This window comes from Mucilaginibacter sp. P2_A4, assembly GCF_056405015.1.
The window spans coordinates 175,498-190,610 of sequence record NZ_JBFUCX010000001.1; the positions used below are offsets into that span (position 1 = coordinate 175,498).

At 43.1% G+C, this 15,113-nt stretch carries 10 protein-coding genes; 6 read left to right on the forward strand and 4 right to left on the reverse strand.

What is annotated here, in order from left to right:
• The 6 genes from AC1DYB_RS00625 to AC1DYB_RS00650 all read left to right on the forward strand — a co-directional run bounded on the left by AC1DYB_RS00625 (position 1) and on the right by AC1DYB_RS00650 (position 5,864).
• Complete coding sequence (locus AC1DYB_RS00625) at positions 1 to 1,293, forward strand: TolC family protein (protein WP_477431536.1); 1,293 nt, start codon at positions 1 to 3, stop codon at positions 1,291 to 1,293.
• A gap of 59 nt (positions 1,294 to 1,352) precedes the next feature.
• The gene (locus AC1DYB_RS00630; protein WP_477431538.1) at positions 1,353 to 1,937 is read left to right on the forward strand and encodes a TetR/AcrR family transcriptional regulator; all 585 of its coding nucleotides are present in this window, start codon (positions 1,353 to 1,355) and stop codon (positions 1,935 to 1,937) included.
• A gap of 175 nt (positions 1,938 to 2,112) precedes the next feature.
• On the forward strand, positions 2,113 to 2,703 hold the full coding sequence (locus AC1DYB_RS00635; protein WP_477431540.1) for a TetR/AcrR family transcriptional regulator: 591 nt from the start codon (positions 2,113 to 2,115) through the stop codon (positions 2,701 to 2,703).
• A gap of 212 nt (positions 2,704 to 2,915) precedes the next feature.
• The gene (locus tag AC1DYB_RS00640) at positions 2,916 to 4,016 is read left to right on the forward strand and encodes an alkene reductase (RefSeq protein WP_477431542.1); all 1,101 of its coding nucleotides are present in this window, start codon (positions 2,916 to 2,918) and stop codon (positions 4,014 to 4,016) included.
• A 45-nt stretch (positions 4,017 to 4,061) separates the two neighbouring features.
• Positions 4,062 to 4,829: an SDR family oxidoreductase gene (locus tag AC1DYB_RS00645; protein ID WP_477431544.1), complete on the forward strand. Its 768-nt coding sequence runs from the start codon at positions 4,062 to 4,064 to the stop codon at positions 4,827 to 4,829.
• Positions 4,830 to 4,862: 33 nt separating this feature from the next.
• Positions 4,863 to 5,864: an NADP-dependent oxidoreductase gene (locus tag AC1DYB_RS00650; RefSeq protein WP_477431546.1), complete on the forward strand. Its 1,002-nt coding sequence runs from the start codon at positions 4,863 to 4,865 to the stop codon at positions 5,862 to 5,864.
• A 422-nt stretch (positions 5,865 to 6,286) separates the two neighbouring features.
• On the opposite strand, the gene AC1DYB_RS00655 is transcribed toward AC1DYB_RS00650, so the two are convergent.
• The 4 genes from AC1DYB_RS00655 to AC1DYB_RS00670 all read right to left on the reverse strand — a co-directional run bounded on the left by AC1DYB_RS00655 (position 6,287) and on the right by AC1DYB_RS00670 (position 15,055).
• On the reverse strand, positions 6,287 to 9,064 hold the full coding sequence (locus AC1DYB_RS00655) for a family 78 glycoside hydrolase catalytic domain (protein ID WP_477431548.1): 2,778 nt from the start codon (positions 9,062 to 9,064) through the stop codon (positions 6,287 to 6,289).
• 28 nt (positions 9,065 to 9,092) lie between these two features.
• Positions 9,093 to 11,615 (reverse strand): glycosyl hydrolase, encoded by a 2,523-nt coding sequence (locus AC1DYB_RS00660; protein WP_477431550.1) that lies wholly within the window; start codon positions 11,613 to 11,615, stop codon positions 9,093 to 9,095.
• A 254-nt stretch (positions 11,616 to 11,869) separates the two neighbouring features.
• Entirely contained in the window at positions 11,870 to 14,014 is a 2,145-nt protein-coding gene (locus AC1DYB_RS00665) for a glycoside hydrolase family 31 protein (protein ID WP_477431552.1), read from the reverse strand.
• 147 nt (positions 14,015 to 14,161) lie between these two features.
• Entirely contained in the window at positions 14,162 to 15,055 is an 894-nt protein-coding gene (locus AC1DYB_RS00670; protein WP_477431554.1) for a helix-turn-helix domain-containing protein, read from the reverse strand.
• Between the last annotated feature and the right edge of the window lie 58 nt (positions 15,056 to 15,113).

Sequence of the window (15,113 nt, forward strand, 5' to 3'; positions counted from 1 at the left end):
ATGAAAACATTCCTATTATCAATATTCACTTTTACATGTCTGCAGGCCGGGGCCCAGCAGCATATCATATCCCTGCAGGAAAGTAAACAGGCTGCCATAGCCTACAGTTACGCTTTAAAAAATGGTGAGCTGAGGATAAGCTCTGCAAAAACCGATGTGGCTGCAGCCAAGTCAGATTATCTCCCATCGGTCAGCGCAACCGGGGTGGGTTTATTCGGGTTTAAAGACTTCGTATCGGCCGCGCCGCCATTATTGGAAAAAGGTATCAATAACTTTTACCTGTTTGGCGTAACCGGTACGGAGTCTCTGTATGCTGGCGGCAAAATTAAAACGGGTAACCAGTTAGCGGCATTGCAGCTACAGGTTAGCCAGATCAGGAAAAAACAGTCAGCAGATTCTGTAATATTGCTTACCGAGCAGAAATACTGGAACCTGGTAAACATACAGGAACAACAGAAAACCATACAGGTCAATGAAACATTGCTTAACGCAGTACTAAAAACGCAGAAAGATATGCTGGCATCCGGATTGATTGCCCGGAACGATCTGCTCAAAGTAAAAGTTCAGCTTAGCCAGTTGCTGGTTAATAAAAGCAAGCTGCAAAATGGCCGCCGGGTGGCCCTGCTGGATTTTTCTATGTACACCGGCATTGCCTTTGATTCACTCATGGTGATGCAGGACACCCTTAATAAAAACGGCACCCCTGTATTGCCTTCCTTGCAGCCCGATACCAATTTGGCCCGCAATGCCAATTATCAGTTATTAACCAAACGCATAGTGGGTGAAAAACTACAGACCCGGTTAGCGGGTGCCGACAACCTGCCGAGCCTGGCAGTCGGTTTAAGTGCATCGCAGACGGGATCGATCAACAGCGGGATCGGGAGTAATTTTGCACCCGCCAGTTTTGTCACTTTAAGTATTCCTATCTCCAGCGGTTTATGGGGCCGGGGTAAGCAAAAGATGCAGAAGCAAAGGATCAATGAGCAAATAGCTCAAAATGATTTCCGGGATGGACAAAACCAGCTGACAGTGGGCATAATACGCTATTGGTATGATATGCAGGACCAGCTTACGCAGATCAGCTATGCAAAAGACAACCTGGAACAGGCTACCGAAAATCTGAAAGTTAACCAGGATAATTACAAGGCTGGTTTGGCCACCATTTCTGAGGTACTGGATGCTCAGACTGCTTACCAGCAGGCATCAAGCACAGTTGCTACCGCATTTGCCGATTTTTATGTAAGGTCAGCGGTATATAATTATGTTACTGCGAAAACAGAAAATCAGCCCTGAAGCCAGCTTAAGAAACAGTATCCTTGAAGCGTTAGCCGTCAACAACTAAAGCAACCGGAATGGTAGATAAAAGAAAACGTCTGATTGATATTGCTATAGAGCTTTTTATCAACCATGGTATCATCAGTGTAACGATGGATGAACTGGCAAGTACTGCCGGTATGTCAAAGAAAACCGTTTACCAATGTTTTGCCAATAAGGGAATCCTTGTCGAAGCTGTTGTTGACCAGCTGATAGGACAATCTAAAAATATCATCAGCTCAAATACCGACGCCTCGGATGACCCGGTGCAGGAGTTGGTTCTTCAGCAAGGTCTTTTTAAACATTTGATCGTCTTACGGTACCTTTTTAACGACATGATGTTGAAAAGGTACCCGAGGGCCATGAAAGCGTTCCATGAATTTAAAATCAATCACCTGAAGACGGTTATTGAATCAAATTTATCAAATGGCATTGCAGTGGGATTGTACCGGACTGGTCTGGATGTGCCGGCCACTGCGGGCATCTATATATCGGTAGCAGACTTTTACCTGTTTAATAATACTGTAAGAACCCCGGCTGATATATTTGAAGCGCTCCAGTTATTTATAAACGGCATAATTACCAATGACGGGCGTCGTGTTCTCGCAAATTATAATAAGTAAAAGCAAACGGCTCAGTTTATAACCTGTTGTTAAGCAGATTATTCAGGTAGCGCCACTTCAATTAATTTTCAGGATCACCCTGATTGTCATCCTCCTATCATAAAGAATATAATATACTAAAAAGTCTGTTTAATTAAACTTTTTAGTATATTTTAGTATCGTAAAATCTATTGACATGCTTACTAAAGCCGAAAGAACAAAGCAATTCATCCTGGAAACAGCAGCGCCTATCTTTAATCAGAAAGGAATATCCGGCGCTAATATAGACGACGTGCTTGCTGCCACAAAATTGACTAAAGGATGCCTTTACGGTCATTTTGAAGGAAAAGAAGACCTTGCCTTACAGGTTGTTGATTTCATGCTGAATACTAACGGCGAGAAAATGTTGTTAACTATCAGCAAGGGTAAAACAGCGAAGGCTAAGGTATTTGCTTTTCTCGATTTTTATAAAGATCCCTTAAATACTTACCTTAAAGGCGGATGTCCTGTATTTAACATTGCGGTGGAATCCGATGATAACTTTCCGGCAATTAAAGAAAAAATAGCTGGAGTCATCCGACATGGACAGGAATTGTTTGTGAGTATTTTAAACCAGGGCATTGCCAACGGTGAATTTTCTGACCAGCTTGATCCGGCTGTTTATGCGTTCAAAGCGGTGTCTGCAGTTGAAGGAGCCGTTGTGATGTGCAGGGCGATGAATACGGCAAAGCCAATGGCCGGTTTGCTCAGGAGCCTGAAAGCGGAGTTAGAAAGTTATGCGATATAATTTTTTTTAATATAAAATATACTAAAAGGTTTTTTTTAAACGCGAAAGCTATTTTTCGACAGCGTACTCAGTCCGCTTCCGCAGACATTATTTAGTAAAGACGACAAGCAATCAGAACGATAAAAAATATACTAAAAGGTATAAAATAAAAATTAAACAACGATGAACCAGGGCTGTAAACCTGCTTCCTGGTACAATTTAAATGCAAAACAATGAATGATCAAATAATTTTCGAGCCATATAATTTAAATGGCCTTTCTCTGAGCAACCGCATGGTAATGGCACCGATGACCCGCAGCCGTTCGGCTAATCCGGGCAATGTGGCTACAGAACTGACGGCACGCTATTATCAGCAGCGCGCTTCTGCCGGCCTGATCATCACTGAAGGAACTTATGTAAGCCGTGAAGCTGTAGGGTACCTTAATGTACCCGGAATTTATACAGCAGAACAGGTTGAAGGCTGGAAACTGGTTACAGATGCGGTGCATCAGCAGGGCGGGAAGATTTTCGCCCAATTATGGCATGTGGGACGATTATCACATCCCGATCTGCTTGACGGGGAGCTTCCGCTGGCACCATCAGCACTCAATCCCCTGGCCCAGGCTTTCACGCCCGAAGGGTTTAAGGACACGGTAGATGCCAGGGCGATGACACCGGGGCAAATTAAAAAGACCATTCATGATTTTAAACAGGCTGCCGCAAACGCCGTGGAGGCGGGTTTCGACGGTGTTGAACTGCATGCAGCCAATGGCTACCTGTTGCACCAGTTTTTCAATCTTTATTCCAATAAACGCCAGGATCAATACGGCGGCTCTATTAAGAACCGTGCGCGCATTTTATTCGACATCCTGGATGAACTGCACACGGTAATCGACATAAGGAAAGTAGGCGTAAGATTAAACCCTTCTCTTCACGGTATCCAGGGTATGATGCTCGACGAGGAAACCGTGGCTGTGCACGATTACATCGTTGCCAAATTGAATGAATACGACCTGGCTTACCTGCACCTGACCGAGCCTTTTACCGATCTATCGGGCAATCCTTGGGCTATTGAAGAAGTTGCCAAACGTTACCGCCCGCTTTATGACGGCACTATTATCATTAACCGCGGATTTAACAAGGTTACAGCCAGCCAGGTATTGAACGACGGTGATGCCGACTTGGTATCATTTGGGGTTCCCTTTATTGCCAACCCTGATCTTGTTGAGCGCTTTAAAGCAAACGCGCCGCTCAGCCAGGCCGACCCGTCGACTTTCTACACGCCGGGAGAAAAAGGTTATACGGATTATCCAACGCTAGTTCAATTATCATAGTCAGCAAAAACGATAATAAATAGAATTAACAAAAGAAATAAAACCATGCAATTAAAAGGAAAAACGGTATTGATCACAGGTGGTGCATCAGGTATCGGGCTGGAAGCAGCAAAACAATTTTTAGCCAATGGCGCAAATGTCATCATCACCGGCAGAAACCAGGAAAAGTTAAATGAAGCAAAGAAACTGTATCCTGCTATCACGGCCATTAAAAGTGATGTGTCGGATGCGGGTGACGCCCAAAAGCTTTTAACCCAAGTACAGCAACTGGGCGGTATAGACATTTTATATAATAACGCAGGAGTGTTAACTGCCCCTATCAACCTGGGAATAGTAAATGATCAGCATATTGAAGACGCGGCGTATGAAATGAACGTCAATTACCTGGGGGTGATCCGGCTTAATAACCTTTTCCTCGATATGCTGAAATCAAGGGCGGAAGGCGCCATTATCAACACAACTTCCATACTCAGTTATGTTCCATCATTACTGGAAGCAACTTACTCGGCTTCTAAAGTAGCATTGCGGTTTTACACAGAAACACTTAGAAAGCACCTGCAAATTATAAACAGTAACCTGAAAGTATTTGAACTTTTGCCTCCTGTTGTGGCTACAGAAATGACGGCTGAGAGGAACGGCAAAAAAATGACTACAGAAGGTTTGGTAAAAGCGCTTATTGCAGGTATCAAGAAGGATCAGTTTACCATCCGTGTAGGTGATACAAAAGCATTGTATATCGTCAACCGGCTTTTTCCAGGAATTGCTTTTGGTTTGGTTAATCCCAAGAAAAGTTACGGGCTATTACAATCGTAGAAACCATTCTCATCAAACATATAAAATAAAAAAATGAAAGCATTCATTATAGACAAGTACAAAAGCAAGGATGGCGGACGCATCGGGCAAATGCCTGTACCGGAACCACAGGCAGATGAAGTATTGGTGGAAGTACATGCTGCCGGTATCAACCTCTTGGATTCCAAAATCAGCAACGGGGAGTTCAAACTCATTTTACCGTATAAAACCCCGTTTGTTTTGGGCCATGATGTGGCAGGTATTGTGACCAGGGTTGGGGCCCGGGTGCAACAATTTAAAGTTGGGGACGAGGTTTATGCGCGACCGGCAGATCATCGGATTGGAACTTTTGCGGATTTTATTGCTGTTAAGGAAGCTGATTTAGCGCTTAAGCCGAAAAGGCTGAGCATGGAAGAAGCCGCATCTATCCCGCTGGTGGGCCTGACCGCCTGGCAGGCACTGATCGAAAAAGGGAACCTGAAAAAAGGGCAAAAAGTATTCATCCAGGCAGGCTCCGGTGGCGTGGGCACATTTGCCATTCAACTGGCGAAACATTTGGGTGCTACCGTAGCTACTACTACAAGTGGAGCTAACACCGAGCTGGTTAAAAGCCTCGGAGCAGATGTGGTTATCGACTATAAGAAAGATGACTTTGAGAAAGTGCTGCATGGGTACGACCTGGTTTTGAATAGTCAGGATGGAAAGACGCTCGAAAAATCGTTGCGCGTATTAAAACCGGGTGGAAAACTCATCTCGATCTCTGGCCCGCCTGATCGGGACTTTGCAGAAGAAATCGGGGCCCCCTGGTACGTAAAATTAATCATGCGCCTTTTGAGCGCGGGAGTAAGAAAAAAAGCCAAACAGCTTAATGTGGGCTTTTCCTTTCTGTTTATGAAGGCGAGCGGAGCCCAGCTAAAGGAGATCACTTCTCTTATAAATTGCGGTACTATCATACCTGTTGTAGATAAAGTTTTTCCATTCGAATCGATCCAAGAAGCAATCACTTATGTTGAAAGCGGACGGGCCAAAGGAAAAGTCGTTATTAAAATTAAATAAAGTTGCCGGTTGTTCAACACAATGTTTTAAACCCAGAAGTGAAATATACAGCTGTACCCTTGAAACTAAAGGGTACTAAGCTGAATATCAGGAGATACGTTGGTATGTCTTTATTTGGCCTGACAAGTGCCTGGGAAAGGGCAAAGTAATGCAATAGCGACAATGTATGCTTTACCAGTGATGAGAAATCAACTGACGCATTAACAGGTAGTGTGCTCAAACGTTTAATTACAGCGGCTCAGCATTTTGCCGCTCCTTCATAATGCAACAACCTTAACGCTTATACATGAGAAAGATAAAGGGCTATCAGCAATCTTTGCTGCGACCTGGTTTAAATTGATACTATGACAGAATCGTAGAACGTGTTATACGCAAAGGTGTTATGAGCGTCTTGTTCTTCCTGCAATACCCTTTTCATTTTGCTATTTATCAATTACGGAAAAGGAGTAATTTCCAGATCCCACTTCAATGAGCGCTTTGCCATTTTCAAATCTTAAAAGTTTTATATTTTTATTGGTGCTTATGCGTTTACCACTTTCCCTGATTAAACTATTTTTTTTGGCCGGTAAATAAATAATTGCGCTGGCATTAACCGGGATAGTTGTGTTCATATAAAACGTAGCGGTTGTTTTTTTCCATTCGTTACTAATATTACCATACGGGGATTGATAATTTACTTTCACCTCGTCTACATCACCTACCGGCTCGGGGCGAATGATGATATGGCGAAAACCTATTGATCCGGTGTCTGTCCTGACGCCCCCAAGGCCACTGTAAAACCATTCCATTAAATGGCCCAACATAAAATGGTTATTGCTGGATATGCGGTTCCCTTGCCATGATTCGGTAAGTGATGTCGCTCCCTGCGCAATCTGGTAACCATAACCCGGCACATCTGATCTGTTATTCATATCAAATATCACGTCGGATCGGCCCGCGTCATCCAATACCCTTAATAAATAGCGGTAACCAATATCTCCCGCTGTAATTCCGTTGTTATGGTTACGAATATCCTGTACAATGTTGGCCACCACCTTGTTTTTATACCCGGGCGCAACCAGTCCCATATATACCGACATGGCGTTTGCCGCCTGGCTACCTGTACCGTACTGGCTTGTTTGCGGATTAAAAAACGTTTTGTTGTAAGCCATTTTTACCTCGGTGCCTAAAGCAGCATATTTTTTTTCATCTTCGGGCTTGTTTAGTAAACGGGCAATTTTTGATAGCAGTGTTAAATCATAATAATAAATGGCGGTACTGGTTATTCCTGATGGCGTTAACTGCGATGGCCCCAAATCCCTCGGCCCTATATCATACCAATCGCCAAGACCAAAGTACAGGATATGGCCCTTTGATTTTTTTTCAAGGTAGGCAACATAACGGGTCATCATATCATAACTTTCCTGCAATATTTGTTTATCACCATACCATTGGTAAACATAATAAGGCAAAATAATACCGTTGCTTCCCCATTCCGGCGAATCGCGGAAACCACCACCAAACTGCACAAACTCGGGCGCTATATCTGGTATTAAGCCATCTTTGGTTTGCGCGTTTATCATATCCTTTATCACTTTGCGGCAAAGCGTAGCTATATCGTAGTTATAATGTATTGAGCTGCCAACCAGGTGCGCTTCTTCCAGCCAACCAAGTTTTTCCCGGTGAGGGCAATCGGTAAAAACACTGGCTGTATTGCTTTTTATAGCCCAATCAATCAGCTTAAATATTTTATTAAACAATTCATTTGTACAGTTGAATGATCCTATTGTAGCAGCGCTATTGCGGGTATGGAGGCTCTTGATTTCTACTATGGCAGGCAGTTGCGAACTCCCGGCCTGGTCTGCAGGCACTGCGCCTTCAACCTGAACATAGCGGAAACCATAATACATAAACTGCGGATGCCATGTTTCTGTACCCTGCCCGTTAAGCGTATAATTAAAATAAACAGGGCTTCCAACGGGTGCCTGCATAACCAATCCGTTATCATCCAATAACTCGGCAGGTGTAATTTTTATAACAGCTCCACGCTTGCCTTTTACCGTTATTTGCGGAATGGCCGATGCATTTTGACCCATATCATATACCCAAACCCCTGGCTTGGGTTGTGTGATTTTTTTAACTGTAAACTGATCAAATATCTTTAACGGCTCCTCTGCCTGTGCTTCAAGTACCGGCGGACCAGATACCACAACCGCTTTTCTATACTGCGTATCATTAAAGCCCGTTTTATTCCAACCCTCGCGGTATAAGGTGGCATCATAATCCTCGCCGCCATAAATGCTCGAAAACGTAACGGGGCCGGGAGCAGTCTTCCAGGTTTCATCACTCACCATATTCTCTGTTGTACCGTCTTTGTATTCAATTAATGTACGGCATATCATTTTGGGATAGCCGTAAGCACCCTTCAGTTTATGATAGCGCTCGCCGGGGATGTAATAAAAGCCATTCCCCAACATCACTCCAAACACGTTATTGCCTTTTACAAGGTTGTTAGTAATATCAAAAGAAACGTATAAAGCATGCTTATCATATTGGGTCCAACCTGGATCTAAAAAATGGTCGCCAACCTTTTTGCCATTGATACTCAAATCAAACTGACCAAGGCCGGTAATAAATATAGTCGCCTTTTTAATTTCCTTGTTTACGCTAAACTCCTTGCGCATTAAGGGTAAAATATCTTTGCCTTTATTCCACCTGCTATCATCCGGGTTAGCTATTGCGGGCACAATACGCAATGAATCGGGGATTTTTTCATAGGCTATCCATTTTGCACCCTTCCAGTCACCGGCAGTTAATAAACCCATTTGCCATTCTGAAGGCTTGCTCCAGGCCGATGGTTTACCATGATTATCCCAAACCATCAATTTCCAGTAATAAACCTTTGCAGCTGTTAATTTTTTGCCTGAGAAAATAACTTGTATGGATTGATCGGACGCCGTCTTCCTGGTGTCCCAAATGTTTCCCTCGTTTTTCTGCAACAGCAATGGATCATCAGCAACCAATATGCGATAGGCAGTTTGTTTAACATTTTGGGCTTTAGATGACAAAAGCCAGCTAAGCTGCGGATTTGGCGTATTGATGCCCATAGGCGCATCCCTGTATTCGCACCGTAAAGCCGATACAGCGACCTGGGCGGATATTTTTAGCGAGGCAAATAGCAATAAACCACATACATAAACATTTTTAACACTTCGGCTCATATATTTTATTTATTAAAAAGAATTAAAATTATTCACTGGTAATAGTTACCGGGCCAAGCAAACCCGAGGATATCAACGGCGAGTTTTTATCAAAATAATTCCAGGTTGTAAAACAGTAACGCCCTTTTGATGGCCGGCTTTGGTTATTAAGGAACCAATCCGGGAACTCCTTTAAAAAATGACCTTCGCGATGGCCAGGCAGCCATTCTGTGTCAGCGGGTTCCTGCTCATCGCCAATGAGGCGGTTGGCCCATACATTGGTAACTTCAATTACAAGTGTATTTCCCTTTGGCTTTAGTAAATTGGCTGGTAGTTTTACGCTCCAGGGCGCGGTCCATAAAACACCCAGGTCTTTATTGTTTAAAATAACGCGGGCAAGATGTTTTACCACACCCAGGTCAAGGTATAACGAATCTGTGCTGTTGTTTAAAGGCGCATCAAATGTTTTTTTATAAACAGCTGTACCGCTAAAGTATTTAATACCCTTTTCTGGTTGTTGGGTCCAATCCTGCAACGTTTTAAAAGTCACAGGCTTTGCAGGACCACCCCATTGTTTATCAAACTTAACCTCCCACGGGCCATTTATAGCAAGGGCTTCCCTTTTCGGCAGAAAGTTTTCTTTATAGGCTGCAGTATTAGTAACTGCTTTTTTTCTGAATACTATAAAAAAACTTTGTGCTTTATCAAAATCAAGAGGGATTTCTGTGTTAACGCCATCTGCTTTAAAATTGGGTAAATCGCGCATTGTACCTGTTAATGGGTCCCACAATTCTGGCTGTATATCCATCACATTAAAGCTGCAAACGGCTTTGCCCGCATTGCGCGAAACATTGGCTACAAAATACACATCAACAAGCTTTTGCTTGCGATGAATGTACTTTACAACTATATTTCCGGTAGATTGACTTACCAAAAAATCATTTGCCGATGGTAGTGCAATTGTACCCCATTGTAATAATGCCTGGCAACGTTGCCAGTATTTGATCATGGCTTTGCCGGGTTCCCACCAGGTTTGAGTACGATCAAAGTGGGTACCCCATTCTCCCATAGTTAGTCCTGGTTTGTATTTGTCATCCCATGGCTGCTGTACAAACCGGTGTATTACCATGCGGTTTACGCCGTCGCAAAAAGCGGCATCGCCCATTGGTTTAAGCCATTCTGGTGTTTCATCCCATTTGCTATCGTGCGGATCGCCGGTGAACGCCTCAGCCTCAATAATATTCTGTCCTGATTTTCTTAACGCAGCCACAGTTGGCTGAAGCTCATAAGGAGAATATCTCCCGCCAAAAGTCCAAAACTCGGTCATTACCCGCTCTACATAAGGCATCACCTCATCCTTCCTCCAGGGGCCGCCATAGGGCTCGCATAAAAATATAAGGTTTGCTTCGCGTAGTTTTTTCGCTATAATGGCGAAGTAAACATCCCTGTACAAATCCTTTACAGTTACATTAAAATCGTTTACAAATAATGATGAATCGCGGCGGTCTGTCCCTATGATCCTGCCGGCAAATGTTGGCAGGTACTTAGTAATTTCGTACCCTCTTCTGGCAGCAAACTCCTGGCTCATTTTTGGGGTCCAGGTAGGGTAACCGGCTTCGTAGCTGTCAAAATGAACACTTTTAAAGCCTGTACCTATCAGGTCGCCAAGGTGTTTTTTTATTTCGCCCACCACGTGGTCAATATGAAAGGTTACAGCCTCCCGGCTCATTTTATCACATTCAAGTCCGGTCGCTTTCCATTGGGCGGGCTGTATTAACGTGCCGGTTGTAGTATGGCCAAACCTGTATATAATCCATTTTCCGGCTGGCACTTCCCAATTTAATTGACCATTGGGTTGCATTTTACTGGTAAGGTCTATTACTTTATCAGCAGGTACAATGCCGCTAACTGGCAGAGCCAATACAGCTATATCTTTATAGTAGGTACTTCGCGCTGCAATTTTAGGAATTTCAACAAGGCCAGTTTCCTCATTATAAACCGGGTAGGGGGTATGACCTCGTGGGTTTACTTTTGGGCGGGCGAGCTTAATATGATCAGATACTCCACCTGTTACTGTATCTGTTGACCAGCAAATTTCCTGCATCGAGTTTTCCGGAGTTATCCACGGGCCACCGCTTGATTCATAGCCAGGTCCATTAAACATCCCGAAGTCCATTCCAAGCCTTTTTGATTCTTCTGCCGCGTGACGCACCATTTTCCACCAGGGTTCGGTCCACGAAATAATTTCGGGCGTCGGGCTTTTTTTAATTTCTCCTGCCCATGGAGTAGTGGCATCTGCAAGACTAAACATCGTTGTGCTGTTAAATCCTTCTTTTTTCAATGCCTCCAGATCTTTGGTTATACCGGCTTTGCTTAGGTTAGATCCCATCCACATCCATAATACTCCAGGGCTTGCACTTAACGGAGGAGACAAAAATACCTCTGCTGGGTTGGACGATTGCTTTTGGATATTGCCGCCTGTAGTTGGTTTATCCTGCTGTGCTTGGGTGATAGATCCCCAAAAAACAAAAAATACGGACAAAAGGCATTTTAAAGGTTTAAAAAAACTCATGGAATGATTATGGGCTTAAAAAATGAACAAATTGGTTTGACGTGGAATTAAATAGGTTATTATTGGTTATAACGGTATCTGATGCCAAATCTAAGTGGATTGCAATATTTCATATTACCCATTTTGATATTTAGCTTATCTGTTTTGATAATTAGTAATCAAAATAGCATGCAGCTAAGTTAATAAGCATTCCACGTACAACAATTTGTTCAATCGCCCTTGTAAACTCTTTTTAATGATCAAGAACCAACGGGTTACTCCATCTTTTTAAAAGTTACCTTTCCAATAGTGTTAGGTTTTCCTTTTTCGGGTGCTGAAAGTGTACCTTTTAAAATGCCATTTTTGGAAACTATGTTGATCTCTCTGAAAGAGTATGCGCCTTTCTCGTAGTCAAAAGTTTCGCCATCATCGTCATATAATAAATAATGCCCTGGCTTTTCTCCATAATAGCGTACCTCCAGGTTAACCTTTTCATTTTTGGATGGCGCGTGTAACATAACCGGCATCATGGGTATAACTCCGCCATCTTTTACATAAACGGGGATCTTATCCAAACCCGGAGTAACACTAATCACTTCGCCGTTGCCTACGTATTTGCCGGTATAAAAGTCATACCACTTACCCTTTGGTAAAATGACCTTCCTGGTGGTTTCACCCGTAAACATTGGCGCTACCAGCAGGTATTCGCCTGCCATATATTGGTCTTTAATTTCTTCTGTTGTTAATTTGCCGTAAGGGTTTTCTTTAAGGTTTGTGTTATCTACACTATTTTTTTGTTCGCTATTTGCAAAGCCTGGTTCCAATGCCATGGCCTTAAAAACCGGGGTGCCTTTAAAATGGTATTTTGCAAATTCGCTGTACCAATAAGGCATCATTTTCATGCGCAGGGTTGCCAATTGTTTTACCTGGTCTGCAACTTCCGGGAATGACCAGGGTTTGGTGCCACTTGCCCACGCGTTAATCATAGCCATGGGCGAGAATATATTGGATTGAAATCTTCTCAGCCATTCTTCCCCTGTTTTGGAATCCCGGACCTCAGGAGTCCACAGCACGCCGGCGAAACCACTATTAATAAGCGCTGTAATAAAATCGCGATGATCATAATAATCATTGTAGATAACAAAAGGGAACGATGAGCCACCACCATTTGATGCCCTTACCAGCCCGAAGGTACGCTCGTTTTTTTCGTGATACATTTGCGTTACGTAACGTTGCATCATTAAACCATAGGTTTGTCGCATTTGCTCGGCGCTGTGTCCGGAGGGAAAAGTAGCAACATCGGGCCACAGGTATTCGTCTCCGCCGTCAACTTCATCAATTTTATAACCACTGATACCTATATCTATCTTATTCTTTGACATTTCGCCAAAGAAAATATTCCTGGCCTCGGGCATTGTTATATCGGCAACCGCGCCTACCCAAACACTATGCGAACCTGTATATGGCGCTATTTGCTTGTAAATAGTTGCTTCGGGCGAAATATATGGATTGGTCCACAAGTTTAATCGTATCTTCTGTTTAAGCATTCCCTGAACAAATGCACGGGGATCTGGGAAACGGGTTTTATCCCATTCAAAAGTGCATGGGTATGATTTACTTTGCCAGCCTGGTTCAAGCCCTATAAAATCAAGCGGATACCCACGCTCACTGAATGCCCTCGCTTCATTAGCTACATCGGCCGCGTTTGACAAGCGTTGTACCCGTTGTGTAAAACCAAGTCCCCAGCGCGGCGGCAGGCATCCGCCGCCGTTAAGCAGGTTGTACCGGCGCACAGCATCAAGCATGGTTGGACCTCCTAAAACATAAATTTCTACCCCTTCGGCAGGTATCAACATTTCCACGCCATCAGAGTAAGGGCGGGCCGACCAGTTTTCATTCGTATTCCTGTCCTGCACTTCGGGAGGATTCTTACTATCCGTTCTTACTGCCGAACCGGCGTAAATTTTAATATACCTTGCACTGTTTATAAAAACGCCGTACCCTTTTGATGACAAATAAAATGGCGTAGGAGCATGGGTTCGCCCGTTATCCCGTCCTTCATAATTGTCTACGTGCAGTGTTAATATTTTGCCCCGTTGTTGTACTGTTTTAAAATTCAGGCCAAAACCGTACAATTGTTCGGCCCGGTCCAGCGGAAAACGCAGGTATGTTTTGCCATCAGTTATCTTAGCAGAAATATCTGTTTCCAAAAACGGAAATGGCGTACCTCCCATATCTGTTAACCCGGCATGATACGCAATAGCGCCCGAAGCTGTTAGCAGATTAAAGCTTTCTGGTTTGCCAACAGTTGCTTTCCAAATTCCAGGTTCAATTTCGTTCCATTTGATGGCTTGGGCATGCAGGCAGGATATAGCGCTGCATAAAATAAAAAAAGTTAAAGTGCTCCTTATAAGCCTCATAATTAATAGAAAGTTAAGAAATGTATATCGTCCTTCGTTGTCAAAGGATGGTGTATTGAATTTTGTGGTCGCATATAAACAGAAAATCGTTAGCTGGTTGCTATCTGAAAATCATCCCAAAAAAAGGTTTTGTAAAATAAGGTTCATTTATGTGCCGTATTTTTTCAAGCCATTGTTTCTGTAATCCTGCGGTGTTAGCCCGGTTTTTATCTTGAACAGCTTGGAGAAATAAGGTATTGATTCAAAATTTAAGAGGTAAGCAACACTTTTAACTGAGTTTTCAGGAACTAACAGCAACTCTTTTGACTGCTGAATTTTAAGTTGAATAAGGTATTGATTTGGAGCCATCCCCGTGTACTTTTTAAAAGCTTTCCTGAACCAGGAATATCCTACCTGTAGTTCTTTAGCAACGTCTTCGGGTGTAATGCGTTGGTTCATATGATCGCGTAACAAAAAACGGGCGCGATCAACGATGAGCTGTATATTATCTTCGTCTGCAAATGAGGCTTGTTTAATTTCGGCAAACAAGGTTCCAAGCAAATGGACTGCCGCGCCGGATATAGCAGGCTGATATCCGGGCTTTTCGCTTTTGGTTTTTTCAATAATATCTGTAAACAGGTTAAATAAGGGGTCTTTAAGCCCAATATCTATTATTGGCGAATTGATGCTGAAAAACTCATTTAGCATAATGTTTTCCATAATAGAACCTTTTAAGCCAATCCAGTACTCATGCCAGCCGGTTTTCTCATTTGGTTTATACCGATGGCGCTCATTGGGGAATAGTAAAATTATACTACCCTCTTCAACAGGCTTTAGTTTGCAATGCTCAGATTCAAAAACTCCTTCGCCCTGGGTTATATAGATGATTTGATATTCATGCAACACCCGGCCATTTTTCCAGGTAAAATAATAATTGGAAGGATGGTCCTTGCTTGGGTAAATAGCCGATTTAGGGATGTGAGTATACCCCGCATTCAATATTGTTAAACCCCATGCTTCATCTTCCGGATTTACGGGCAGGTATTTACAATAATTTGTCATTTGAATAATTGGTTTGTGAAAAAACAGTACGATTTGTTTTATCCTGTTCCCTTTTTTT